Source organism: Priestia sp. JSM ZJ58, assembly GCF_044383985.1.
GTDB lineage: Bacteria > Bacillota > Bacilli > Bacillales > Bacillaceae_H > Priestia > Priestia zanthoxyli.
In genome coordinates, this window is record NZ_JBISEM010000001.1 from 2,625,901 (window position 1) to 2,649,965 (window position 24,065).

Here is a 24,065-nt window from a genome sequence, read left to right on the forward strand (position 1 = left end):
TTAAATGCTTTTATGAAGTAATTTCTTGAGTAAAGGAAATAGCACATCGGGAAGTTCTTCGATGTTTGGTACTAGAATACTATATTTGCCGTACATATTTTGAATGGTTTTCTTTTGTCCTTCATCAATTTCCCCGTTGGATAAAAAGACGTTGATGACTTCAATTCCGTGCTTGCGTGCTTCTAATACCGCTTCGTGCGTATCTACAATACCATTTTGTTCATATCCCATAGCGGCTGGTTCACCGTCTGAAAACACAAGTAAAAACTTTTGCTGTTCAGAACGCTGAAGCAAGCGGCGTGTCATATGGCGAATGGCAAATCCATCACGGTTGTCTTCTTCAGGCTCAAGCTGCATAATTTCAGGACCGCTTTTACGCTTTAATGATGCTTGAAAGTCCATCACCGTCTGCAGGTAGTTAGGCTGGCTTGTTTCAGTAGCATCATTTGTATCTTCCCAAAATCCAACAATTTGATGAGGCACCATAACAGACTTTAACGCTTCATGAAATAGCGTAATCCCGAGCTTCGTTTCATCCATTTTGTCGTACATCGATGCCGAACAGTCAACTAGAAGAGAAAACACAGCATCAATTTGGGCAGAATCTTCATCTTTTTTATAAAACAAACGAGGATTATCATCCGTCCATAGTTTTAGAAGTTTTTTATTTAATCGGCCAAAGTGCAGCTCGCTTCTAGGTAGCGTTTTTTTATGTTCAAGCGTTTTTTCAATCATTTGCTTTAATTTTTTTTGATACGATGCAATGATTTTTTTATTCTCATCATACTGAACAACGTGATCGTCGCTTGGAAGTTTAGAATCTACAAACACAGCATAGGCATGCTTATTTTCTTTCCCATACTCATAATCCGCTTCCCCGTCTTTTTCCGGATGCGTTTGCTCCATGGCTTCGATTTGAGAGTAATCGTTCCGGGATGTTTTTTGAGAAGATCCTTGCACCATGCCCATTGCTTGATCTCCATCGTCGCCTTCACGAACCCCATCGCCTAACATATCTGTTTTTGAACCTTGATCCATATCAAACTGCAGAAAACTTTGCGTCGCTTCGCTTGTCTCTCGATGCCACATTTCCATTTTCTCTTCGTGAATGTCTTCATCTCCGTCTTTTTCATGTTCTAAAATATCATCGTTCACTAATGAATCTTTGCGTTTTAAATCTTCAAATGTTAACCCTTCTTCTAACTGATCATACTGAAGTTCAGCCAAGAAGAAATAAGTATTAAGCATATCTTTTTCGATAATATCATCAAAAACATCTATGAGTTCAAGGCAGATGCGCGATACGTCTTTTGTTGTTTTCGCTTCATATACATTTGTTAGCTGTCTGCGAATAAAAGGCATCGCTAAGTTAATCGATTCACTCATTGAAGGAATTTCTTCAAACGGATTTTCAGCCGTTAATAGCAAGTAAATGCCGTTAAAAAGTGCATCCGTGTACACGCTTTTTGTTAAATTTGCGCTCATTTGTGTAGCAAAATATTTTCTATAGAGCTGCCTTCTGACGGCGAAGGCTTTTTTCGTTCCAGGACGTTCGCGTTTGCATACTTCTTCTAAACGAATATCTTCAAACAGCATAAACAGCTGCTTAGCTAAGCTAGGTACCGACGTTTTATTTATTTTCTTTAAATATGCATTAATTTCTTTGAAGTTTGAATGCTTATAGCTTCCAATACTTCTTAAAAATACATCACTTTTTAAGCCGTACACTTTGTCTTCTTCTGGACGGTTATCCCAAAAGTGACTGAGATAAATAATGCCGTGTACAGGATCATAATAAGATGAAACGCGATACTCTACTTCAATTTCATCATTTTTTGTTAATGTTTTCGTTAAATCTGCCAGCTCCATATAGAGAAAGGAATCTACATTTTTGTCGTTAAATTTAATAAATCGCATAGCGCCACTCCTTACTCAAATAATGTTTCAGCAATATTTTGAATGGCGGCTTTTTCCCTTTCATCTTCTAGCTTTTCAATAATACCGCGTTTAATCGCGCGAAGAGGCGGCATATAAAGAGCTAAATCACACGTATCAATAAGCGCACGAATAGACGCAGCTTCTTCTGATACATGGCCGCTTTGAACTTGAGTAATTAAATCTGCAGAGAACGTGACAAATTTATCAATTAATTTTTCGTCTTTTAACTGAGACTGAGACATTAGAACTTGCTTTAAGCTGCTCCCTTGAATATATGGCACTTCAATGACAACAAAACGATTTTTTAACGCTTCGTTTAATGGAACAGTCCCAACATACCCTTCGTTAATAGCCGCTACTACGCCGAATGTTTGCTGACCGCGCACTACATCTCCAGTGAATGGGTTTGTAATCATTTTCCGGTAGTCAAGTACCCCGTTTAAAATAGGAAGCGTTTCAGGTTTCGACATGTTAATTTCATCAATATATAATAAATGGCCTTTTTTCATTGCCTGAATAACAGGTCCTTCTACAAACTCGATACCTGTTTTCCCTTCTTGTTCAGAAATTGTTTTAAAGCCAAGCAGCGCTTCTGCATCTAAATCCACCGAGCAGTTAACGCTATGCATCGGCTGAGAAAATAAATGCGACAGCGTTTCAGCAAGCTTTGTTTTACCTGAACCTGTTGGCCCTTTTAAAAGTACGTTTTTCCCTAGTGATAAGGCAATAATGGCATCTTCTAAAATATCTGCTTCTTCTGCTGTATAGCCGCCTTTTCCGATTAATAGCTGATCAGCATGAGACAGATTTTCATATTTACGATTCGCTAAAAGCGAAAGAACCTCTTTTGGTAATGATAATTGTGATAATTGAATTGACATAACAAAAAATCCTTTCTTTCTACATACTTTCTATAGTTTACTAAAAATCCTTTCTTTCTACATACTTTCTATAGTTTACTAAAAAACATTCTTCTTCTCAAAGAATTGCTTTACCTATGCGTTTCTCTAAAGTTTCCGGTAGAAAAATCGCCGTCTTTAAACATATATTCAGTAAAAAAAAGTAGGTTATTCACCTACTTTTTTACGATTTTATAGTTTTTATGATTAACGACTGTTTTCATGGATTCGCCTGTTTCAGCATCTTTTCCAAAATCTACGATAACCGAATTGTCTCGCACTACCATAACAATTCCTTTAAATCCTTTATAGTCGCCTTTTTTAGGCTGAATCGTATCGCCAACTTTAGCTGCCTTGACTTTAGGTGCTTGTTCTTCTGTACCTTGTGTATTTTCTACGTCCATCATGACCCCACCTTTTCCAATTTACCGTGTTTTTTATAAGTGAAAACACAATTTAATTTACTTTTTGTTGAAAATACTTAGTTTATTTTCCCACAAACATCCATGGTTAAACACCATATGTTTGTCCATTTTCATTCTGCAAACAAACGCTGTATTTTTTATTATGTATGTAGCTGTTTTTTGTAAGAGCACATCCTTGTTCTATCATAACATTTTCTGTTTCCTTCGAACACCAATTACCCTTTAGTTTTTTAAAAAAATGACAAATTACACGGAATTATGTCGAATTTCATATGATTTTCTTTTTAGTATGATAAGCTATATATCGTATTTTAAGCATGTTTTATCTATTACATACGATTTTTGATAAAAAAACCGAAACTTTTATCCACAAATTGCGTTGATTAAATGAAAGGGGGAGAAAATGGCACAACAGCATAACTTTGAACACATTTATAAACAGCACATGCATGATTTGCTGCGCTATCTTCTCTCTCTTACTCGCAGAAAAGAATCAGCGGAAGATTTAATGCAGGAGACCTTTTACCGGGCACTTTTACACTTAGAAACGTATAAAGGCGAGGAAGTAAAGCCTTGGCTGTTCAAAATTGCTTATCACGCCTTTATTGACTGGTATCGAAAAGAAAAAAAACGCCCTACTGTCGAAATAGAAGAATGGCACTTTACTCCTCAGCCAAGTGCTGAAGAACAAGTGATGATTCAAAGTGAAATCGACGGCTGGCTTTCTGATGTATCTGCTTTGCCTCCGGCTAAGCAGAATATTGTACTGTTACGAGATTATCATGGCTTCACATATGAAGAGATTGCAGAAATGACTGGCTTTACTCTGTCAAAAGTGAAAATGGACTTGTATCGTGGTCGTCAACAATTGAAAAAAAGAAAGGAAGAGGACGGATGAGCTGTCAAGATATGAAGCATCAATGGGAAAAATATAAAAACGGCACTTTGACAGACAAAGAAGCAGAAACACTTGAACAACATACGGAAAATTGTGAAGCATGCTCAGCTCATTTAGAGCACTTGCTAACCGAAGATGAACCGTTATCGCCAACTCCATCAACTACTTCACTAAATGACGATACGATGTTGGATAATAAAAAAGTGAAAAAGTCCATTTATATGGCCAAATGGAAGCAGCGCCTTTCAAATGTGACAACTGTCATTAGCTCTGTCGTTCTGCTATGGATGATCGGCAGCTTTTTATCCATTGTATATTATCATCAATCAAAAACCGAATACATAAATAGCGTCAATCAAGCGGCTATCGAATCTGCTTTTCCGAACGTTCATATACGTGAAACCACTTCTGATACACAGTCCTTTTTCCGAATGCAGTCGCAAATGGAAGCTTATAAGCAAATTGGACGTGAAGAGCAGGCCATTGGGACGTTTACATTTCATCAGCTGTTTGATAAAACGAGCGGTGTAGAAAAAGAATTTTCCGGCGGTAAATACGACCTTAACCTTTCCTTTGTCTATCCTGATCAAAAAAAACTAAAGCTACATGCAAAAGAGTATAAGGAATGGACGAATGAAACATGGAATGCATTAGAAAACCTACCAAAAGGAACGGTAAGCGAAGTGGCTATTTCTTTTGATGATACGTATTCGCTAAAAGAAGTTCAGCAAAAAATGAACGCCATCGACAGCCGTGATTTTTCTACCTCTTGGTATGCGCTTAATACAGGGAACGAACAAAAAACAAGCACAAAAGATGAGCCCTTAATTGACTTAACATCAACATTTGGTTTTCCAGAGTTTTTAGACTTGCCTTACGAGCACAAAGGAAATCAAACGCACTCTACTAGCAAGTCGAACGTTTTAAATATGATGAAACTATTAGCCGATAATGAAGAAACAGTCCAAAAAGTTCGTCAGCTAGACCATTCCGATTTGTTGCTAAAGCAGCGATATTCTTATGTAAAGAAACATGGAGTCGGTGTGTACGGCGTTGTGATTACAGGACCTACCAAAAAGCTGCTGAAATTAAAAAATGATCCGTCTATCACCTACGCGTCACTTGGAGATGTAGAGCTATGGAATTGGTTCAACCGCCCTTCATCCGGCACGTTAATGAATCAGTAACAAGCACTTGAAAACAAGTGCTTGTTTTTATTTCTTCGTTAATTCTTCAAACCTTTCTACAGCTTCGCTTTTATCAAATGAACTAAACCATCGATAGTCTTGGTCATCTAAAATACGATAGTGCTGACTAATCATATTTTGCTGCAGACGAAAAGAACCTTCTTTTTGAATCTCTTTCCACCATACTCTTCCTCCGAGCGTTTTATCTTTTGGAGAAGATACGCCGTTATGAGCAATGATTTCTACTACTTCTAAGGGGACGTCTCCTAAAACCGATTGAAGGATTTCACTGTCACGAAACAAACCGCATACTGCAACAGTGGTCGTCCACCCTGCTTCCGTGCGCCCTTTTTCAATTTGAACCAATGTTTTTTTTGAAATACCAATAACTTCAGCCATTCTGTCTTGTGAATAGTTTCTTTCTAAACGAATTAATCGTATTTTATCCGATACGGATTTAATCACTTCTTGTTTATCCATTTTTACAGCCCTTTCTTTCTATACACGCACATGTCTTTAGTGTAATATTACACCTAATTAAAGAAGAGTTTCAAGCGTTTCCCTTCATCACAAAACGGGGAAATATACTGAAATGGTTTTTGTATACTAAAACAATTAAAAGGAGTTGAGAATATGTACATCATTGTATGGACTATGCTTGTACTATACGCCTTTCTGCTAGCTCCGGGAGCAAGCGCCGCTGATGATATGCTGTTTAAAAACCTTGTCACAGGAAATTTTCAACAGGTAGATCCGCTCGTAGTTATGGTATTCTCTTTTTTAGGACTTTTCCCAATATTGTTCATGGTAATGATTTGTAAAAAAGATACGTACAAACTGCCTGGATGGCCATTTTCTCTCCTATCATTTGCGCTTGGAGCTTTTTCTCTTTTGTTCTATTATCATTGGAAAGGACAAAAAGTTCGAACACGTTCGCGTATTCCTTCACGTTTCATTGCCATCATTTCTTCTCGTCTATGGATTGGACTATGCTTAGCACTCACGATTGCTGGTTACGTATACGGACTATCCATAGGTTCAATAAGAGCTTATGAAGATGCTTTTATGCAGTCACAGCTTGTTAGCGTGATGACCGCTGATTTTTTTGTTTTAACGTGGCTTTCTTATTCCGTTATGACAAAAGAAAAGATAGCATCCCGGCCTTACCTTCTCTTATGTTTCATTCCAGTTGCGGGCCCTTTTTTTATTTTGTTACGGCATAACCGCCAAGATGTTAGAGAAGAAAAACTTTAAATAAAAGTCTTGCGTTCCATTCATTATTCCGTTATAATCATTTCTTGTACGATGAAAGTTGATTAATTAGAAAACATTTATATATCGGCATTTTATTTACATTTGTTATACATACCTGCGCTGTGCGTATACTCATGTTGTCTTAAACCTTTGAGTGTTAAAAGGGAGCTCAAAATTTAGCTGCAGATAGCACGCCCTTCTTGGGACGCTAAACCCGGCTATGAGGGCACCCACCTAGTAGATCTGGGTATTTAAGACACTTAGGGTTACGGCAGTGCGGGCTTATTTTTTAGTTAGCTGTAGCTAGCTTTTTTTATTTTTTTATTTATTAGTTTACATAATTATTTTATTGTTAACTTATATTTTTTTTAGACATGTATGTTTTATTTATCTTCGATTGAGGAACATAAAAAGTAATAAAGGAGATGGATAAAATGAATGAACAAAAAATTGCTAAAAAAGTAAATGAAGTATTAGAAGGAAATCGTGTAGGAACATTAGCCACAGTGGTAAACAACAAACCCCACTCTCGCTATATGACATTTTTCAGCGATGAAGATGGTATCGCTCTTTACACACCAACAAATATCAATACACATAAGGCAGAAGAAATCGAAGCCAATCCGAACGTGCACGTACTATTAGGCTACAGCGGCGAAGGATATGGCGATCAATACTTAGAATTATCCGGAACAGCTGTTCTTCGTACCGGTGATCAATTAAAAGGACGTATATGGAACGATCACATGAAAGAATGGTTTGACGGTCCAAATGACCCTGAGTATGTTGTTCTGGAAATTACACCAAACGAAATTCGCTTTATGAATGAAGGCGAAGAAACTCCTCAAACCGTTCAGCTATAATAAAAAAGCGCACACTGTGCGCTTTTTTTATTTTCCTACCGCTTCTTTCAATTGAGCTGCTTTTTCTTTTGGAGACGCTGCTAAGCTAATCGCGGTAATAATAGAAACACCATCTGCACCTGCTTCTACTACTTGTTTGGCATTTTCAGGCGTGATGCCACCGATTCCTACAATTGGAAAGTCAATATTCTGGTTTCGCACTTCTTCAATTAATTTTGTACCTTGCACTGCTTTTGCGTCTTTTTTTGTAGAAGTAGGAAAAACAGGTCCCATTCCTACATAATCCGCCCCGTCTTTTATGGCTTGCTGCAGCTCTTGTACATTATGAACAGAGACGCCCACAATTCCTTTTCCTATTTTTTCTCGAACAATATGAGCTTTTTCATCTTCTTGTCCAATATGAACGCCATCTGCTTGTAAACGGATCGCTAAGTCAAGATCATCATTCACAACAAAAGGAACGCTGTGCTGCTGACAAATTTGCTGAAGTTCTTTCGCCAGCTGATATTTCGCTTCTCCTTTTAGTGCACCTTCGCCTTTTTCACGAAATTGAAACACGGTAACGCCGCCTTCAATTGCTTCTTTTAATACTTCTTTCGGATTTTTTGTACAGTTATTGCTGCCCATTATAAAATAAACTTTCAGCAGCTTTTTAATTTCTTCGTTTGTCATTTTCCCGCTCCTTTTAACGTTGATGTACTCTTGCATATGATTCAATATCCTGTCCAGATAAAAGATGAAGCTGATTTAACAGCTCAATTTGAAAGCTCCCCGGCCCTTCTTCACCTTTTTTCGCTGCGGCGATTTCACCTGCCACTCCGTAAAAACTTAAAGCAGCAACGCTTGCCTCGACATATTCTTTTTCTACAGCCGCGAAAGCTCCTATAATTGATGTCAGCAGACATCCAGTACCCGTCACCTTCGTAAATAACGGGTGACCGTTGTCTACTGTATACGTTGTGTTTCCATCGGTGATCACATCTTGTTTCCCCGTAATAACAATCACTGTATCTAATTTGTTCGCTGCTTTCTCAGCAAGTTCAATGACGTCTCCTTGCCCTTCTAATGAATCAACGCCTTTAATGAGCCATGACTCGCCTACTACATTCGCAACTTCAGCAGCGTTACCGCGAATAACGGCAATATTTAATTCTTCTACAAGCTGACATGCCACTTCTGTACGAAACGGTGTTGCTCCGGCTCCTACAGGATCGAAAATAACCGGCACGCCGTTTTCATTTGCTGATTTTCCTGCTATTCTCATCGCTTCTACTTCTTGAGCCGTCAGTGTACCCATATTTAAGACAAGCGCTCCGGCGATTCGAGCCATATCAGCCACTTCTTCCTTCGCATAAGCCATAACAGGTGACGCTCCTAGGGCAAGCAGTCCATTTGCTGTAAAATTGGTTACCACAACATTCGTAATATTATGAACAAGCGGACTTGTATCTCTTACTTTTTCTAATTGAGCTGAAATTTTACTAATATCCATGTTCTCTCACTCTTTTCATTTAGTTTTAACACTGCAAAAAAAAGACAAAAAAGCACCTTGCATGCGCAAAGTGCTTTGGTATGTACTCACATTCCCTGCGCTGGCATTATCCAACAGGTTCAAATGGTCAACAGGCGCCCCTGTACTCTCAGCCTGCCCCGCGCAAGCTCCCATACTATTCTTGTTACGTTTAAAGTTTACTATTAACCTTTTTTATTTGCAACCATTTCACTGTTTTGCCCATAAAATAAAGCTTCGCTATAGGCTGAGTGGTGTTGTAAATCTTACAGCTTTACTAAAAGCATCATTAAAAGACCTCCAGTAAACTACTGGAGGTCTTCTATCCCCTAAAAATTCTATCATTTTTCTTGAATCGCTTGATTTCTCACAGCTGTTTTTCGGTCCTTTCCTGCTCTTAAAGATAAAAGAAAACAAAGCAGCAGTACAAGTGCAGCTGATACGTACGGGTAATTAATGTTTATATCAAAAAGAAAGCCTGCTACAACAGGTCCAATAATATTACCAAGACTTGTATAAGCAGAATTTAGTCCGGCTACATACCCTTGGTCGTCTTGTGCCATCATCGACATTTGCGTGCTGATTGCCGGACGTAAAATATCTGTTGCTAAAAAGACGATAAATGTCACAACAATAATAAGCCAGTACGTGTGCACAAATAGTGTAAGTAAAATAAAAAGTCCCGTCATCATCAAGCAAAACGAAATCACTCTTTTTTCACCGAATTTATTTAAAATCCAGCCAAAAATCGTAACCTGCACAACAGCCCCTGCAATAGAGCCAAACGTAATAACAAACGCAATATCTTTTGGCGTAAAGCTAAATTTATGATCAACAAATAGTGAAAAGATCGTTTCATAATTGGATAATCCAAACGATGTCACAAAAACGATAATTAAACTTAAAAAATAAGGTTCTTTGTAGGAATTCATAAGCTGCAGTAGCAGCCGATCTTCTTTTGGATTCTCATTGTTTGAAACAGCATGACCTTGTACAGGACGAGACTCCGGCAAAACAAAAAGCGTAATCACTGCAGCCAAGCCTCCTGCTACTGCGGCCATGTAAAATGGCACGCGCATGCCGTATTCAGCTAAAAAGCCTCCAATACCGGGCCCGATAATAAATCCTGTTGTAATCGCTGCCGTCACATAGCCCATTCCTTTAGCGCGTTCTTTAGCAGACGTCACGTCCGCTGTATAGGCCATAACAGCAGGCATAATAAGCGCGGCCCCGACCCCACCTAGCATTCTGGATACAAATAATAAAAGAGGTGTACTCACTGAACCAAAGAACCATTCAGACAGGGCAAAAACAATCATTCCCGCTACAATAATTTTCTTTCTCCCTAACGAATCTGATAATCGCCCCGCTAAAGGCGAAAACAGGAATTGAGTTAGTGAAAACACCGCTACTAAAAGCCCCATCACGCTGCCGTTGATATGAAGCTCCGTCATATAGGTTGGCATAATTGGAATAACGAGACCGATTCCCGTAAAGATAATAAAAATATTTAGCATGAGCAGCAAAATCGCCGCTCGATTTCTTAACAATAATGACATATAAACCTCCTGATTACAAAAATACTGAACGTTCGGTCTATAAAAATACAAAATAATGAGGGATTACTCATTGCCGCAATAAGCATCCCCGCTTATTTAAGAAGACCTTGCTATAATTCCGTTTAAAAATACATCGATTGCTGAATGGTAAAGCTGCAGGGCATTTTCCGTACTCGTTTTTCGAGACATGCGGCTCATTCCAACAAACAACCCTTCTAAAATTACTGCAAGCTGCTCTGCATTTTTATGAGAAAACTCGCCTTCATCGATGCCCTGTTGCAAAAGTTCCCGGTTAAACTCCACGTGTCGTTTCACCATCTCATCAATTCGCTCTTCGATGTCGCTGCCCTTCTCCTCGTTGTTAAAAAACTCATCCGCAGCTTTCGTAAGAGGATGATTCAAATCATCTAAAATGATTTGCTCCGCTATTCCAAAAAGCTTATCTCTTGTTGTTTTGTAAAGAGACTCTCTTTCTTTCCAGTTTCGTTCCCACTCAAGATCCCATTCGTCTATTAAATAAAGAAAAAGCCCTTCTTTACTTTTAAAGTGATAATAAATATTCCCTTTACTGCTTCCCGTAGCTTCTACAATTTCCTCAATAGATGTAGCTTTATAGCCTTTTTGAGAAAACAATGCTTTAGCGGCATCTGCCACTTTTCTTTTGGTTTGTTCACTTTGAAGCTTTTTTTTATTCAAGCTATTTCCACCGCCCCGTACATTTATTATTTATACTGAACATTCGTTTTGTATTATCTGACACCTATACTACATAGGAAAAACCTTTTTGTCTAGTGAGAAAACCTAGTTTATACCTTTTTATATGAATCATGACCAAAACAAAGCCTCCTAAAAAGGCTTTGCCTAAAAAGCTTACTTGCTAACAGGATAAATGACAGCTGCTTGCGCGCACAGTTTGCATACAAATAAACAAATCATCTGCGCCTTCTTTCCTGTCTTTTACTCATTCAATTTCTTTGTCATAAACACACTGTATGGATCTTCTTTGTAGGTAGAAAACGGTTCGCACTCGTAAAATCCAAAACTGGCGTATAGCTTTCTAGCCGGTTCAAAAGCAGGTGCGGATCCTGTTTCTAAGCTTAAGCGTCGGTACCCTCGTTTTTGCGCTTCATTTATTATGTACTGCAGCAGCTCTCTAGCAATTCCTTTCCGCAAATGAGCGGTAGCTGTTCGCATCGATTTAATTTCTCCGTGGTGCTCATCTAACTCTTTTACAGCTCCGCACCCTGCTAGCTGACTTCCTTCCCACACGCTCCAAAACGTAATATGACGTTGTTTTAAACTTTCAATATCTAGAGCATGAATACTTTCAGGGGGGGAATGTAAGTTCATTCCTTGAAGGTGAGAACTTACTAGCTCAATAACTTCATTGTTCGTTAAGTGGTCTCTTTTTATTTTAATCATCTTCTCTTCCTTCCTGCTACTAAAGGGTGGTCAACTACAAACCAACTTATGAATACATTCACTGTCGACCTTTAAAAATCCTTTTATACACTCCCTTCTTTTTCTCCAGTTATTAAAACAGACTTTGCCAAGCAGATGTTTCATACATTGTTAAACGGAGGTGAAATTCGTTGAAGAAAGTTTTATTTTGTCTTGTCCCTCTTTTGTTTTTATTATCCGCCTGCTTTAGTGATCCTGTTCAAGATGATTTAATCGATTATAACAATCAAGATTTAAAGAAAGCGGCTCAGCTTGAAAAAGAGGCGATTGACGCATACGATTCCGTTACAGGCGCTAACTACACAAGTGACGCTGTTATGTACGATACGATGACGAGTGAAGTCATTCCTACCTATCGTAAATTTGTTGACGAACTGGAAAACATCGATGTAGAAACCGACGATCTTCGAAAGGTTCATGAAGGCTATATAAAGGCTGCCAATACCCAGTATAATGCTTTTATTAAAATTGTCAGTGCTTTGGAAAAGCAGGACCGCAACCTTATTGCTGAGGCAAACGCTATGCTTGATGAAGCACGAAAAGGTATACGCGATTACAATGCAGCTATTAAAAAGCTGGCTAAAGAACATGATGTAAAAATTGAAGAACCAAAAACACAGCGCGAAAACAGCCTATAGTTTTGATGCAAAAAGAAGGTCTCTAAAAACAGTAAGAGACCTTCTTTCGTATGATGTTTCAATTTCTCCACGTTCGTTCAATAAATGAAGAAGAATATCAGGAAATATTGCTTAACGATGCATAATAAGAGGCAATAATTTCTTCATCTGAATGCGGAATTTCATTTCCTTTTACAAGCTGAGCGCCGTTAATACAGCCGCTTGTAAGTAAAATAATATCATTCGCCTTTCCTAAAGAAAGCGACTTTAATACTCCTTCTGTTCGAGTAGGGGCGCGGTGAATATTGCTTGCGCTCGGATTCGAAAAACCTGTCATCACTTGATCTACAATTACGTTAGGATCATGATAACCTGGGTGATCAACCGTTACGATAATTTCATCTGCTTTTCCTTCAATGGTACGCGCCATTTTAGGCATTTTATTAAAATCTCGAATGCCGATCCCTGCAATCATGACAATCAGCTGGTTATACTCCATCTTTTTTACTTCTTCTACCAAACGCGTAAGGGCAACAGGCGTATGGGCATAGTCTAAAATCACTTTTTGGTTATTAGGACCTTCTATCACCTGAAATCGCCCTTCTGGACTTTCCAATTGAGGAAGTACGCTAATAATATCTTCAATGTGGTATTCAAAGTGAAGAGCTGTACCAATGGCCGCTAGCACGTTAGCAATGTTGTAATCACCATATACAGGCACTGCTACTTTGTATGACTGTCCTTTATAAAGTAAATCAAAGAAAGAGCCTCCTTCTTTGACGGTGATGTTTGTTGCTTGCAGAGTTGCCTCCTTGTTATTTAATAAACTATACGTGACTTTAGGTCCTTCAAATACCCTGCTTAAGTCTTTGCCCATGTCCTGATCATCTATATTAATAACGGCATGTTTGGCCTGTTGAAATAATTTCATCTTGCATTTTTTATAGTGCTCAAACGTTTTATGATACTCTAAATGTTCTTCCGATAAGTTTGTATGAATGGCTACATCAAAATAAATATTTTCTACTCGTTGCTGATCAATCGCAATCGAAGATACTTCCATCACTGCCGCTTCATCACCTCTTGTATACAAATCATAAAAAATTTTATGCAAGTCTACCGACTCAGGTGTTGTAGGCGTACTTTTTTTATAAACTAACTTCTGCTTTGATGACCAAATGCCGGTCGTTCCAATCGATCCTGTTGGCAATTTTAAAAGAGTTAAAAGCGACCTTACGTAAGCTGCTACGGTTGTTTTGCCATTTGTACCTGTAACGCCAATTGTCTCAATTTTTTCATCCGTATAATCAAAATACATTTTAGAAAAAGACGCCATTACTTTGCGAACGTCGTCAACAGCTAAAAACGTACAGTGAGAATACTGAGTGCTCAAAAGACGAAGCTCCTCGATGCTTGTCCCAAAGACTGCTACGGCTCCTCTAGCTATAGCTTCTTTAATATATTGATGTCCATCTTCATTTTCACCTTTTATACTAAAAAATACGGATCCGTCGTGAACTTGTTTTGAATGATATGTGAGATGGGTGATTGTTTGAGATGCAGGCCCAAAAATATGTTTAATTGATAAATTCGTTAATGTATCAAAGTAGATGTTCATAGCTATTCCTCACAGTGTATAAATTTTATTTTTAATATGTTCTAAAATCCCTTAAATACTCTTTGAAGGATATTTTTTCTTTATTTCCATTTATAAAGAACTTTCTACAATTCAATCTTTTTATTTTGCTTTCATGTGTAGAACGAAAATAAAGAAAAGACGGATCACTATTTTTTAAAACTAAAAGCATGTAAAATATGGATGAACTGTGTATATCATACCAGCAGCAAAAGCGAAGTATTGTAGTAAAATATTCCCCCTACACGTGCAAAACGAAACCCTTCTTTAAAATAATTTCATAGAGTAAGTTGAATCATGATAAATACTTGAACGTGGGTAAGAAAGATTACTGTATGAATCAATCCCTCCCTTTGCAAAATAACAAAGAAAACATCATAATAAAAGATGCGCAATAACAGCGTGAATGACTTTGCTTTGAAAGGATGGACTACAGCAAATGACGCGTTCTCTTTTAGCGATTGAACCACTTCCTCTTTCGTTTTATCAACAGCCTACGCTTGAACTAGCTCAGTCGCTGTTAGGATGTCTTCTTGTTCACGAAACGGCAGAAGGAGCTGCATCTGGTTTTATTGTGGAAACAGAGGCTTATAAAGGGCCTTTCGACCGAGCAGCTCATAGCTTTAATAACCGGCGCACAAAAAGAACAGAGGTAATGTTCGGTCCTCCTGGTCATGCCTATACGCATACAATGCATACACATTGTTTACTCAATGTTGTAAGCAGCGACATCGATTGTCCAGAAGGCGTCCTCATTCGAGCTATTGAGCCATTTAGCGGAAAAGATTTGATGAAAACTAGACGTCGAGGTATGGAAAATGAAATAAATTGGACAAACGGTCCTGGGAAACTAACAAAAGCACTAGGGGTTTCAATGGATTTGTACGGTCATGATTTAACCACCCCTCCTCTTTACATTGCTCGTGGCTTCACTCCTTCAGCGATTTCCGCCGGACCTCGCGTTGGCATTGATAATTCTGGTGAAGCGAAGGATTACCCTTGGCGCTTTTGGGTTACCAATCACCCGTTTGTATCGAAATTCAGGTGAACAAAAGGCAAATAATTTATCAACGAAAATAAAAGAAGCACCTCTTTTTAAGAGATGCTTCTTTTTGCTTACGCCCACCACATTTGTGACGGAGTTTCTTCAATTAATACACTTTGTAAGTTTGTAACCGCGCGTTTAAATCCTTCTTCAATCGACATGATTGGATCTTCATGCTCAATGCTGACTACATAATCGTATCCGTATGTGCGAAGGGCACTCATCATATCAGACCACTCTTTTACATCATGTCCGCATCCTACGGATCTAAACGTCCATGCACGCGTTTGGACTTCTCCGTATGGCTGCATATCCGTCAGTCCATACATGTTAATATTATCCTGGTCCAAGTACGTATCCTTTGCATGGAAATGATGAATCGCATTTTCTTTTGCTAAAATTTTAATAGCTCCTACCGGATCAATTCCTTGCCACCATAAATGACTTGGATCAAGGTTAGCGCCAATCGCTGGACTTGTTTTTTCGCGAAGCTTTAGGAGCGTATACGGAGTATGAACTAAAAATCCACCGTGAAGTTCTAAACCAATTTTTACGTTATGCTCCTCCGCTAGTTCTCCAATTTCTTTCCAATAAGGAACAAGCTTATTTTCCCACTGCCAATTCAATACGTCTCCATACTCGTTAGGCCAAGGAGTAACAGGCCAGTTTGGGTACTTCGCTTCTTCGTGATCTCCTGCTGTTCCAGAAAAGCAGTTAACCACTGGAACATCTACTAATGATGCTAGTTGGATGGTCTTGCGAAGCGTTTCGTCAGATTCTTTTGCAAAACTTGCCTCAGGTGAAATAGGATTGCCGTGGCAGCTAAATGCGCTGATTGTAAGTCCGCGGTCTTTTATCTGCTTCATATATGCTTCTCTTTTTCCCTCATCTTCAAGCAGCTCATCTAGCGGACAATGGCTGTTTCCCGGATAGCCTCCCGTTCCGATTTCAACAGCATGAAGACCTGCTGATTTTACTTTATCTAACATCTCTTCAAAAGAAAGATCCGCAAATAAGACCGTGAATACTCCAAGTTTCATTTTAATTTCCCCCTGTGCGATATATTTCATCAATAATAGCTGAGACTTGAAGCGCTTCTTGTGGCTTTACTACTAATTCAGCATTTCCTTTACACGCTTCAACGAAATTTTTAGCCTGACTTAAGCTGTAATCATCTTCTCCATCTATCCAAGGTGACGTACTGTTCATGAGCATACCGTTTTTGGACGTGTATAGTTCAAACGGAAACACGCTTAAACCGCCCTCTACCCCTGATATGCTTACGTGCTCTTCATCATCTTCGATATTAGCAGCCCAAGAAGTTTCTAAAAGAAGCGACGCTCCATTTTCAAATTTAATATAGGCCGTTACATGATCATCCACACCGAATGTTTCATGATCAAATGCTCCCCATTGATTTAATTGGTTAGGCGTTTTACTCAGGTCATTATATGTACTTCCCAGTACTTCAGTATGCTTTGGGTTTCCCATTAGCCAAAGCGTTAAATCAAGCAAATGGCAACCGTAATCAATTAAGCTGCCTCCTCCTTGAAGATCTTTGTTCGTAAATACGCCCCAACCGGGAACCTTACGGCGACGCATTGCTCTGACACGTGCAACTAATGGACGCCCTACCTCTGTCATCATTTTTTTCGCAGCCTGCGCTTCTTTCATGAATCGGTAGTGATACGCAATCGCTAACTGCTTACCTGATTCTCTAGCAGCAGCAAGCATTTCTTCACCTTGCTCTTTAGACATCGCCATCGGCTTTTCACATAGAACGTGAACGCCTGCTTTTAGCGCTTCTACTGCAAACTCGGCGTGAAATTTATTAGGTGTACAAATACATACAGCATCCACTTCTTTAAACATATCTTTGTAATCAACAAATACGTGAGGGATATTATGTTCATTGGCTACCTCTGTGGCTCTTTCACTATTAATATCGCTAAGCCCCCAAATCACACATTCATCACCCAGTTGTTTGAATGCCGGGATATGCCTGCTTACAGCAATCCCTCCTGCTCCGATTATGCCAATTCTCACGTTTTTCACCTCTTACACGCGCGTAATTTGTTTCGTTTGACTTGATTTTAAAGCTGCTAAAATAACAGCAAGTGATTTTAATCCTTCTTCACCAGGAACCGGAGATTCTTTATCTTCTGCAACTGCATCTACAAATTGTTCAATGACGTGAGAATTACTTTGTCCGCCTTCATCGTTCGACTGGATTTTTCCTAATTCATAGTTCACCACTTCACCCGTTGCATATTGTGCAACTAATGAATACGTCGGATCGTCCTCTAAACGAAGAATCCCTTTCTCGCCGTAAACAATCGTGGAGTTATCTTCTTTTCCATTGTAAGCCCAGCTTGCCGCAAGCGTCCCGATAATCCCGCTTTCCGTTTTTAATACGCACACAGCATTGTCGTCTACATTTGCAAAGTCTTTTGCATTGCTTTCAACGAATGCACCGACTTCTACAATTTCTTCATTTAATATGTAGCGGAGCATATCGGTTTTATGAACGCCTAAATCCCCCATAGCACCAATAAACGCTTCGTCTTTTTTGAAGAACCAGCTTTCTTTTCCGTCCACGCTCCAGCCTTCAGGACCACCGTGGCCAAAAGCCGTACGGAAACTATAAATTTTACCGATTTCCCCTTTTTCAATAAGTTCACGAGCTTTTTGATGAGAAGCTACAAAGCGCTGATTATGTCCGATCATTAGTTTTTTACCGTTTGTTTTTGCTGCTTCAATCATCGCTTTTGCTTCTTCTTCTGATGTTGCCATCGGCTTTTCACACAGAACATGAACTCCGCTGTTTAACGCTGCAACCGAAATAGGCGCATGAAGATAATTGGGCGTACATACGCTCACTGCTTCCACTGTACCGCTTGCTAAAAGTTCTTCATAGTTTGCGTACGCTTTTACACCGTACTGCTGTGCTACGCTGTTTGCACGTTCTGTGTTTATATCGCAAACGGCTACTAATTCTACTTGTTCATTCATCTTATATTCTGGTAAGTGACGGTGTTGCGCAATGCTTCCGCACCCAATAACGCCAATTTTTACTTTTGCCATCTTTCCTATCCCCTTTGCTTAAGCATTATTAATTAGTTTTTAACTGCGATTGATTCAAGCGGTTGCGCATTGCCGTAAACAGGACGTTTTCTCTCTGCCGGTTTCGCCCATTTAATAGCATTCATAATGACACGCTGAATGTCTTTGTTATGGTATGTTGGATATGTTTCATGTCCAGGTCTGAAATAAAATACTTTTCCGTTTCCGCGTTTGTACGTGCAGCCGCTTCTGAAAATTTCTCCGCCTTCAAACCAGCTCGTGAAAATCAGTTCATCAGGTGCTGGAATATCAAAGTGCTCTCCGTACATTTCTTCACGCTCAAGCTCGATAAATTCACCAATACTTTCCACAATCGGATGGCTCGGTTCTACTACCCACAAGCGCTCTTTTTCATCTGCTTCACGCCATTTTAAGTCGCAGCTTGTGCCCATTAACGTTTTAAAGATCTTGGAAAAGTGACCTGAGTGTAAGACAATAAGCCCCATACCGTCTAGCACGCGCTGCTTTACTTTCTCAACGATGTCATCTTTTACTTCGTCATGCGCTAAGTGACCCCACCATACTAAAACATCCGTTTGATTTAATACTTCTTCAGTCAACCCGTGTTCTACTTCGTCTAATGTTGCTGTGTGCGTACGAAATCCTCCTTCTTCTAAGAAAGAAGCGATGGCACCGTGAATGCCTTCAGAGTAAATTTCTCTTACAACCGGATTTTTCTGTTCATGACGATTTTCGTTCCATACTGTAACATTAATCATTTTCATATCCCCTTTTTTTGTGAATGCTAACTTATATCCCCTTTTTTTATCAATGCTAAACTTTGGTTAACCGGTTAACTTACTGTGGTTCACTCGCGCTTAGCAGTCGAATCTCGAATAACAAGTTCAACCGATAATTTTACATGCTGCAGCGTGCTGAAACGGTGTTCGATTGCTTGAATAACAGACGTCGCGGCGACGACTCCTTTGTTAAATACATCTTGACGAATGGTTGTTAGACTTGGAGATGCATAGCTGCTAAACGTGATGTCGTCAAACCCTACGATTGAATAGTCCTGCGGAATTCTTTTCCCCTTTTCTTGCAGTGCTTTCATAATTCCAAGCGCCAGCGTATCAGAGGATGCAAAAACCGCCCGAATATCCTTATGATCTTGCAGCAGCTTGTTTCCTAAATTGTAACCGTTATCAAATGAGCTTTCGTTCACTTCAAAAACAAACGTCTTTGATGGTGTAATGCCCGCTTCTTTTAATGCTTTCTCGTAGCCTATATACCTCTTTTTATCCACTGGACTATTGACGAGGTGATGAGCAACAAAGGCAATTTCTTTATGCCCCAAACTCACTAAATGTGTTGTAGCGAGATATCCTCCATACTCATCGTCTACCGAAATATGATGATAATCACGTTCGCACTTTTCATATGTATCTACTAACACAATCGGATTCGATAACGCTTTCATTTTTTCATATAATCGATGCGGGAAGGCTCCTAAAAACAGAAGACCATCAATATTTCTCGTTCGAATCCATTTTAAGCAATCAGCTGGGCTACTCACTCCAGATATGACTAGATCGTAACCATGCTTACGGATTACATATTCAATTCCACTAATCATTTCACTGTAATAATGGTTATCTTTAAATATAGTAGAAAGTGAATCATCTGTAAGCGGGAACATCACGCCAATCATATTTGACTTTTGTTTCGAAAGACTAACGGCGGTTAAATTTGGTTCGTAGTTTAATTCTTTTACCGCTGTTAAAATTCGCTCTTTTGTTTCATCGGATACTTTGTTAATTCCGTTTAAGACGTAAGATACTGAAGCTGCAGACACCCCTGCATGCTTTGCTACATCACGAATCGTTATCTTTTCTCCCATAAAATCTCTCCAGTTAAACGGTTAACTATTTACTCGTTCATTATAATTCACTCCTTTATTATCAGTCAACGTATTTTTCAAATTATCTGTTAACTATTATAATATCTTCCTAGATTGGTATGTTTTAAGCAGTGACAAGATGTATTGACACCTGTTAATCTTTGAAACGTACATATAAAGTTCGGTGCACAGCACGCACCGATCCGTGATAAAAGGGGCGTTCAAAAGGATTTCAGGAGGTACTTACTTTATGTTTAAGAAACTAGCAATTATTGGAGCACTAGCCGTTCCTATGTTCGGCATGAGTCACGGGGCAAATGCCGCTGAAACAACCCATCGCGTAAAAGCCGGAGAGACTCTTTACAAGATTGGCGCTGAATACGGCGTTACGGTTAAACAGTTAAAAGAAGCGAATCACAAATCTACCGACTCTACTAATGCAAATGAAACATTAACAATCCCTAACTCTATTAGCGAAAGCGATAAAGAATTGTTAGCTCGCCTTGTACAAGCTGAAGCAAAAGGTGAACCTTACGCTGGCAAAGTGGCTGTAGCAACAGTCGTTTTAAACCGCGTGGATAGCGATTCTTTCCCAAACTCTATTCATGATGTCATTTATCAAGGTACACAGTTTACACCTGTACAAAACGGTGAAATTAATAAAGCAGCGGATGCTGAAGCAAAAAAAGCTGTAAATGAAGCACTAGCGTTTAGAGGTCAAGGAAAAGGCTCGTTATTCTTCTTTAACCCAGATAAAACAAGCGATCAATGGCTTCGTCAAAAACAGGTTACGATTACAATCGGAAATCACGTTTTTGCAAAATAAACAAAAAAAAGCACTCAGATGAGTGCTTTTTTTAATATGCAACAAGTAAGCTTAACAGAACAGCTATAATAATAATAGGTAATACGTATTTAACTAGAAAGAACCATGCGTTGAATAATTTAGCGCCTTTTGTACTTCCTGAAATAAACTCTTCATACACGGCTTCTTTTTTCATTTTAAATGTCACAAAAATCGCAATGGCTAAACTTCCAAGAGGCAGCATTAAATTGCTCACAAAAAAGTCAGCTACGTCAAATATACTTCTGCCAAAAAGTGAGACATGTTTTAGTACACCAAACGAAAGCGCTGATGGGATACCTACTACAAACACAAGAATCCCTGCTAAAGAAGCATAGCGAGTTCGTTTTGTCTGATCGTCTTTGGTTAAAGCAGCTACGATAATTTCCAGCAGTGAAAAAGCAGACGTAAGCGTAGCAAATAGAAATAAAATTAAAAACAGTGCTAAAAAGACGGTGCCAAACGGCATTTTCTCAAATACTGTTGGCAAGACCACAAACAAAAGTCCAGGTCCTTCGGTTGGCTTTAATCCGAATGAAAAAACAGCTGGAAAAATAGCCAAGCCTGCAAGCAGCGAAACAAACAAGTTCAAAATAGCAATGGTGCCCGCTGAACGCGTCAAGCTTACTTTTTTCCCTAAATAAGAGCTATATGTCACCATGCAGGATAATCCTACGCAAAGCGAGAAAAACGACTGACCGAGCGCATAGAGAACAGATGACCCTGTAATGGCTGAAAAATCCGGTTTTAAAAAGAACTTTACTCCGTCCATAGCTCCGTCTAATGTTAAAGAGCGAACCACAATGATAATAAAACAGATAAATAACAACGGCATCATGTATTTATTAGCACGCTCTATGCCTTTTTGTACGCCTTTTGAAATAACAAACACTGTAATTAATAAAAACAGCGCCTGTGCACCTAATACCACATAAGGTTGGCTAATGACGGCATTGAACAACGGACCGTACTCTTTTCCGCTTAGCATACCGGTTACGCTCATAATCGTATATAAAATCACCCAGCCGCCAACGACGCTGTAAAAGGAAAGCAAAACGACACAGCTGAGTACTCCCAGCCTGCCAATCCATACCCAAGCGGACTTTGGAGCAATTGCTTTATAAGCACTAATCGCTTCTTTTCCCGTATGTCTTCCAATGATAAATTCTGCCAACAGAAGCGGCAATCCAATAAAAATTGTAAATAAAATAAACAACGCAAAAAATGCTCCACCGCCACTGGTTCCGGTTACGTATGGAAATTTCCATATCGCTCCTAGACCAATTGCTGCCCCAGCAGATGCTAAAATAAAACCGAGGCGTGAAGACCACTGATTTCCTTTACTCATATAATGTTACTCTCTCCTCTTCTAAACTCAAAACTCATCTGATTAGTACTGTAACATAAATGCAGAAGAAAATCATTCCCGTTTTACTTTTTTCTATAAAACGATATCTATATAGAATAGAAAAAATGAAGAAGCAGCTGCCTCTTCATTTTGAGTTTGATGTTTCTATTCAAAAATTATTCTCTGTACGATGATTCGTCTCCACGGTAGGCTTCTTGATTTGATATTTCTTCAATATGCATATGCCCTTCTCTCTCTAAACGAAGAACTGTACGCTCTGCATCTTCATAACTCTCGCACGTCACTTGTTTATATTCCATATCGTCTTTATCTGTGTAAGCCACTAAATATGTTTCCATTTTAACTCCTCCTATATAAACTATATGTAACGTATGTTGCCTTTTTCGTTTATTTCTAAACATATAGGCTCCAAACATAAAGCCTAGCATACTATAATAGCGGAACTTCAATTTAAAAAGTTGAATTTTTCATTATGCACCGATGCAACATGGAGGTTACGCTTATGACATTTATTTTATCATTCGTACCAATTGTTGTTCCTTTTGGTATTTTAATTAGCTTAATTGCTTTTACAGCTGCTTTTTTACAATCAAAAGAGCATCATAAAAAGCTCTAGCTTACAAAAGCTAGAGCTTCTTTTTAAAAACGTCTATAGCGTTTAATCAGTCCCACAATAATAGCAATTGCTAATAAAACAATCGAGATGATAACAGTAATGACAATTGGCTGATTTCCACTTTGTTTCACCGCAATGGCAATATAAGCCCAAATAAAAACAAGCGGATAAACAGCGTCTCGGTTTTTTAATGTAAACATAATGCCCAGCGCAGCCCCTACCAGCAGCATAATAATCGTCCATGCTAACTCATTTAGGCCAAGTAAGTGCTGTATTCCATTTGCTTGAAATACGACAAATACATTAACAATAGTCGCAACAGAAATCCATCCAAGATAAAGCGAAATCGGCAGACGCATAAACCATGTCGTCATCCGAGAATGCTGAATAATGGAATATACAATCATTAATGTGCCTAAAATAAAGAGCATAACTAAAAGGGATAACTTATAGTAATCGTTTTGGAAAATAAAGATCCACGCACTATTTAACAAACAGTTTAGAAAAAACCAAATGCCGATACGTGCATATATTTCCTTTTGATCTTCTCTTGCAAAAAATTGGCGTATAACCCAAATGGTTAATAACAAATAAATAACGCCCCAGATAGCAAAGGCATAACCGGCTGGTGTAAACAACGTAGGAACTTGCGCAGAAGCCTCTGCCGTTGTTTTGCCTCCTATTGGAATCGCATTTGCTAAATAATTCACAAGAAGTGTAATAGCCAAGCCTACTGTATTTAATACAGCATACAAACGAAATTTTGCCATTTTGTTCTCTCCTTTCTTCTATTTATATGGGAATGTTTCGGAGACGAAAACGGCTCTTCCCTTCATTAATACCTCTTCTTCCCTAAAAATATGCATTTTTAAACAAAAATGATTAAAAATAGCTTCAAGAAGCTACCTCTTTAAGAGATAAAAACCGTTAGGGAACAATTTTCCGTAACGCTTTCTATTTTTCAGAATATATGGTAAGTTA

General features: G+C 38.8%; 25 protein-coding genes, 1 other RNA gene and 1 riboswitch. Of the genes, 8 read left to right on the forward strand and 18 right to left on the reverse strand.

Annotated elements, in window-relative coordinates; all coding sequences use genetic code 11:
* The 3 genes from ACH6EI_RS13865 to ACH6EI_RS13875 all read right to left on the reverse strand — a co-directional run bounded on the left by ACH6EI_RS13865 (window position 1) and on the right by ACH6EI_RS13875 (window position 3,244).
* The gene (locus tag ACH6EI_RS13865; protein ID WP_108674652.1) at window positions 1–1,917 is read right to left on the reverse strand and encodes a vWA domain-containing protein; all 1,917 of its coding nucleotides are present in this window, start codon (window positions 1,915–1,917) and stop codon (window positions 1–3) included.
* Between the two features lie 11 nt (window positions 1,918–1,928).
* Complete coding sequence (locus ACH6EI_RS13870; protein WP_108674651.1) at window positions 1,929–2,819, reverse strand: ATP-binding protein; 891 nt, start codon at window positions 2,817–2,819, stop codon at window positions 1,929–1,931.
* 194 nt (window positions 2,820–3,013) lie between these two features.
* Complete coding sequence (locus ACH6EI_RS13875; protein WP_013056869.1) at window positions 3,014–3,244, reverse strand: YkvS family protein; 231 nt, start codon at window positions 3,242–3,244, stop codon at window positions 3,014–3,016.
* Window positions 3,245–3,665: 421 nt separating this feature from the next.
* Here ACH6EI_RS13875 and ACH6EI_RS13880 point away from each other — a divergent pair, with 421 nt between their 5' ends.
* Together ACH6EI_RS13880 and ACH6EI_RS13885 are read left to right on the forward strand one after the other, a co-directional pair.
* Entirely contained in the window at window positions 3,666–4,160 is a 495-nt protein-coding gene (locus ACH6EI_RS13880) for an RNA polymerase sigma factor (protein ID WP_013056868.1), read from the forward strand.
* Window positions 4,157–5,347, forward strand: coding sequence for an anti-sigma factor (locus ACH6EI_RS13885; protein WP_033578860.1), 1,191 nt, complete (start codon window positions 4,157–4,159; stop codon window positions 5,345–5,347). Before ACH6EI_RS13880 ends, ACH6EI_RS13885 begins: the two co-directional genes overlap by 4 nt.
* Window positions 5,348–5,374: 27 nt before the next feature.
* Here ACH6EI_RS13885 and ACH6EI_RS13890 read toward each other — a convergent pair whose 3' ends face one another.
* On the reverse strand, window positions 5,375–5,827 hold the full coding sequence (locus ACH6EI_RS13890) for a helix-turn-helix transcriptional regulator (RefSeq protein ID WP_033578859.1): 453 nt from the start codon (window positions 5,825–5,827) through the stop codon (window positions 5,375–5,377).
* A gap of 153 nt (window positions 5,828–5,980) precedes the next feature.
* Between ACH6EI_RS13890 and ACH6EI_RS13895 the strand changes: the two genes are divergently transcribed.
* The 3 genes from ACH6EI_RS13895 (at window position 5,981) to ACH6EI_RS13905 (ending at window position 7,464) form a co-directional block, all read left to right on the forward strand.
* Window positions 5,981–6,601 (forward strand): hypothetical protein, encoded by a 621-nt coding sequence (locus tag ACH6EI_RS13895; protein WP_108674650.1) that lies wholly within the window; start codon window positions 5,981–5,983, stop codon window positions 6,599–6,601.
* A 109-nt stretch (window positions 6,602–6,710) separates the two neighbouring features.
* A non-coding RNA gene (gene ssrS, locus ACH6EI_RS13900) (6S RNA) lies at window positions 6,711–6,888 on the forward strand.
* A 147-nt stretch (window positions 6,889–7,035) separates the two neighbouring features.
* On the forward strand, window positions 7,036–7,464 hold the full coding sequence (locus ACH6EI_RS13905) for a pyridoxamine 5'-phosphate oxidase family protein (RefSeq protein WP_013082985.1): 429 nt from the start codon (window positions 7,036–7,038) through the stop codon (window positions 7,462–7,464).
* 27 nt (window positions 7,465–7,491) lie between these two features.
* Here the strand turns inward: ACH6EI_RS13905 and thiE are convergent, their stop codons facing one another.
* The 5 genes from thiE to ACH6EI_RS13930 all read right to left on the reverse strand — a co-directional run bounded on the left by thiE (window position 7,492) and on the right by ACH6EI_RS13930 (window position 11,952).
* On the reverse strand, window positions 7,492–8,136 hold the full coding sequence (gene thiE / locus ACH6EI_RS13910) for a thiamine phosphate synthase (protein ID WP_108674649.1): 645 nt from the start codon (window positions 8,134–8,136) through the stop codon (window positions 7,492–7,494).
* 13 nt (window positions 8,137–8,149) lie between these two features.
* Window positions 8,150–8,956, reverse strand: a complete 807-nt coding sequence (gene thiM, locus ACH6EI_RS13915; RefSeq protein WP_028413508.1) for a hydroxyethylthiazole kinase — start codon at window positions 8,954–8,956, stop codon at window positions 8,150–8,152.
* A gap of 75 nt (window positions 8,957–9,031) precedes the next feature.
* Window positions 9,032–9,140, reverse strand: a riboswitch (TPP riboswitch).
* A 175-nt stretch (window positions 9,141–9,315) separates the two neighbouring features.
* Window positions 9,316–10,533 carry an MFS transporter gene (locus ACH6EI_RS13920; RefSeq protein WP_028413509.1) on the reverse strand — a complete coding sequence of 406 codons (1,218 nt, stop codon included), beginning with the start codon at window positions 10,531–10,533 and terminating at the stop codon, window positions 9,316–9,318.
* Window positions 10,534–10,629: 96 nt separating this feature from the next.
* A complete protein-coding gene (locus tag ACH6EI_RS13925) occupies window positions 10,630–11,229 on the reverse strand; it encodes a TetR/AcrR family transcriptional regulator (RefSeq protein ID WP_028413510.1) in 600 nt (199 codons plus the stop codon).
* A gap of 261 nt (window positions 11,230–11,490) precedes the next feature.
* Window positions 11,491–11,952, reverse strand: coding sequence for a GNAT family N-acetyltransferase (locus ACH6EI_RS13930; RefSeq protein WP_223546665.1), 462 nt, complete (start codon window positions 11,950–11,952; stop codon window positions 11,491–11,493).
* 173 nt (window positions 11,953–12,125) lie between these two features.
* Between ACH6EI_RS13930 and ACH6EI_RS13935 the strand changes: the two genes are divergently transcribed.
* On the forward strand, window positions 12,126–12,632 hold the full coding sequence (locus tag ACH6EI_RS13935; RefSeq protein ID WP_013082979.1) for a hypothetical protein: 507 nt from the start codon (window positions 12,126–12,128) through the stop codon (window positions 12,630–12,632).
* Between the two features lie 97 nt (window positions 12,633–12,729).
* Here the strand turns inward: ACH6EI_RS13935 and ACH6EI_RS13940 are convergent, their stop codons facing one another.
* Window positions 12,730–14,229 carry a UDP-N-acetylmuramoyl-L-alanyl-D-glutamate--2,6-diaminopimelate ligase gene (locus tag ACH6EI_RS13940; protein ID WP_028413512.1) on the reverse strand — a complete coding sequence of 500 codons (1,500 nt, stop codon included), beginning with the start codon at window positions 14,227–14,229 and terminating at the stop codon, window positions 12,730–12,732.
* 457 nt (window positions 14,230–14,686) lie between these two features.
* On the opposite strand from ACH6EI_RS13940, the gene ACH6EI_RS13945 reads away from it, so the two are divergent.
* Window positions 14,687–15,295 (forward strand): DNA-3-methyladenine glycosylase, encoded by a 609-nt coding sequence (locus tag ACH6EI_RS13945; RefSeq protein ID WP_028413513.1) that lies wholly within the window; start codon window positions 14,687–14,689, stop codon window positions 15,293–15,295.
* 68 nt (window positions 15,296–15,363) lie between these two features.
* Here the strand turns inward: ACH6EI_RS13945 and ACH6EI_RS13950 are convergent, their stop codons facing one another.
* The 5 genes from ACH6EI_RS13950 to ACH6EI_RS13970 form a co-directional block, all read right to left on the reverse strand.
* Window positions 15,364–16,332, reverse strand: coding sequence for a sugar phosphate isomerase/epimerase family protein (locus ACH6EI_RS13950; RefSeq protein ID WP_028413514.1), 969 nt, complete (start codon window positions 16,330–16,332; stop codon window positions 15,364–15,366).
* Window position 16,333: 1 nt separating this feature from the next.
* Entirely contained in the window at window positions 16,334–17,338 is a 1,005-nt protein-coding gene (locus ACH6EI_RS13955) for a Gfo/Idh/MocA family protein (RefSeq protein WP_033578852.1), read from the reverse strand.
* A 12-nt stretch (window positions 17,339–17,350) separates the two neighbouring features.
* Entirely contained in the window at window positions 17,351–18,376 is a 1,026-nt protein-coding gene (locus ACH6EI_RS13960) for a Gfo/Idh/MocA family protein (protein WP_028413516.1), read from the reverse strand.
* Window positions 18,377–18,408: 32 nt separating this feature from the next.
* On the reverse strand, window positions 18,409–19,134 hold the full coding sequence (locus ACH6EI_RS13965; protein WP_397377481.1) for a ThuA domain-containing protein: 726 nt from the start codon (window positions 19,132–19,134) through the stop codon (window positions 18,409–18,411).
* 89 nt (window positions 19,135–19,223) lie between these two features.
* Window positions 19,224–20,255 carry a LacI family DNA-binding transcriptional regulator gene (locus ACH6EI_RS13970; RefSeq protein WP_028413518.1) on the reverse strand — a complete coding sequence of 344 codons (1,032 nt, stop codon included), beginning with the start codon at window positions 20,253–20,255 and terminating at the stop codon, window positions 19,224–19,226.
* A gap of 250 nt (window positions 20,256–20,505) precedes the next feature.
* On the opposite strand from ACH6EI_RS13970, the gene ACH6EI_RS13975 reads away from it, so the two are divergent.
* Window positions 20,506–21,081 (forward strand): cell wall hydrolase, encoded by a 576-nt coding sequence (locus ACH6EI_RS13975; RefSeq protein ID WP_394530673.1) that lies wholly within the window; start codon window positions 20,506–20,508, stop codon window positions 21,079–21,081.
* Between the two features lie 31 nt (window positions 21,082–21,112).
* Here ACH6EI_RS13975 and ACH6EI_RS13980 read toward each other — a convergent pair whose 3' ends face one another.
* From ACH6EI_RS13980 to ACH6EI_RS13990, 3 genes are all read right to left on the reverse strand, one after another.
* Window positions 21,113–22,447: a sodium-dependent transporter gene (locus ACH6EI_RS13980; RefSeq protein ID WP_028413519.1), complete on the reverse strand. Its 1,335-nt coding sequence runs from the start codon at window positions 22,445–22,447 to the stop codon at window positions 21,113–21,115.
* Between the two features lie 176 nt (window positions 22,448–22,623).
* Entirely contained in the window at window positions 22,624–22,806 is a 183-nt protein-coding gene (locus tag ACH6EI_RS13985) for a hypothetical protein (RefSeq protein ID WP_013056847.1), read from the reverse strand.
* Between the two features lie 301 nt (window positions 22,807–23,107).
* Window positions 23,108–23,854: a TspO/MBR family protein gene (locus ACH6EI_RS13990; RefSeq protein WP_028413520.1), complete on the reverse strand. Its 747-nt coding sequence runs from the start codon at window positions 23,852–23,854 to the stop codon at window positions 23,108–23,110.
* Window positions 23,855–24,065: the final 211 nt, after the last annotated feature.

Coding starts and splice junctions, on each gene's coding strand:
- ACH6EI_RS13865 (WP_108674652.1), bottom strand. CDS start 1,917: ATGCGATTTATTAAATTTAACGACAAAAATGTAGATTCCTTTCTCTAT.
- ACH6EI_RS13870 (WP_108674651.1), bottom strand. CDS start 2,819: ATGTCAATTCAATTATCACAATTATCATTACCAAAAGAGGTTCTTTCG.
- ACH6EI_RS13875 (WP_013056869.1), bottom strand. CDS start 3,244: ATGATGGACGTAGAAAATACACAAGGTACAGAAGAACAAGCACCTAAA.
- ACH6EI_RS13880 (WP_013056868.1), top strand. CDS start 3,666: ATGGCACAACAGCATAACTTTGAACACATTTATAAACAGCACATGCAT.
- ACH6EI_RS13885 (WP_033578860.1), top strand. CDS start 4,157: ATGAGCTGTCAAGATATGAAGCATCAATGGGAAAAATATAAAAACGGC.
- ACH6EI_RS13890 (WP_033578859.1), bottom strand. CDS start 5,827: ATGGATAAACAAGAAGTGATTAAATCCGTATCGGATAAAATACGATTA.
- ACH6EI_RS13895 (WP_108674650.1), top strand. CDS start 5,981: ATGTACATCATTGTATGGACTATGCTTGTACTATACGCCTTTCTGCTA.
- ACH6EI_RS13905 (WP_013082985.1), top strand. CDS start 7,036: ATGAATGAACAAAAAATTGCTAAAAAAGTAAATGAAGTATTAGAAGGA.
- thiE (WP_108674649.1), bottom strand. CDS start 8,136: ATGACAAACGAAGAAATTAAAAAGCTGCTGAAAGTTTATTTTATAATG.
- thiM (WP_028413508.1), bottom strand. CDS start 8,956: ATGGATATTAGTAAAATTTCAGCTCAATTAGAAAAAGTAAGAGATACA.
- ACH6EI_RS13920 (WP_028413509.1), bottom strand. CDS start 10,533: ATGTCATTATTGTTAAGAAATCGAGCGGCGATTTTGCTGCTCATGCTA.
- ACH6EI_RS13940 (WP_028413512.1), bottom strand. CDS start 14,229: ATGAACATCTACTTTGATACATTAACGAATTTATCAATTAAACATATT.
- ACH6EI_RS13945 (WP_028413513.1), top strand. CDS start 14,687: ATGACGCGTTCTCTTTTAGCGATTGAACCACTTCCTCTTTCGTTTTAT.
- ACH6EI_RS13950 (WP_028413514.1), bottom strand. CDS start 16,332: ATGAAACTTGGAGTATTCACGGTCTTATTTGCGGATCTTTCTTTTGAA.
- ACH6EI_RS13960 (WP_028413516.1), bottom strand. CDS start 18,376: ATGGCAAAAGTAAAAATTGGCGTTATTGGGTGCGGAAGCATTGCGCAA.
- ACH6EI_RS13965 (WP_397377481.1), bottom strand. CDS start 19,134: ATGATTAATGTTACAGTATGGAACGAAAATCGTCATGAACAGAAAAAT.
- ACH6EI_RS13970 (WP_028413518.1), bottom strand. CDS start 20,255: ATGGGAGAAAAGATAACGATTCGTGATGTAGCAAAGCATGCAGGGGTG.
- ACH6EI_RS13975 (WP_394530673.1), top strand. CDS start 20,506: ATGTTTAAGAAACTAGCAATTATTGGAGCACTAGCCGTTCCTATGTTC.
- ACH6EI_RS13980 (WP_028413519.1), bottom strand. CDS start 22,447: ATGAGTAAAGGAAATCAGTGGTCTTCACGCCTCGGTTTTATTTTAGCA.
- ACH6EI_RS13985 (WP_013056847.1), bottom strand. CDS start 22,806: ATGGAAACATATTTAGTGGCTTACACAGATAAAGACGATATGGAATAT.
- ACH6EI_RS13990 (WP_028413520.1), bottom strand. CDS start 23,854: ATGGCAAAATTTCGTTTGTATGCTGTATTAAATACAGTAGGCTTGGCT.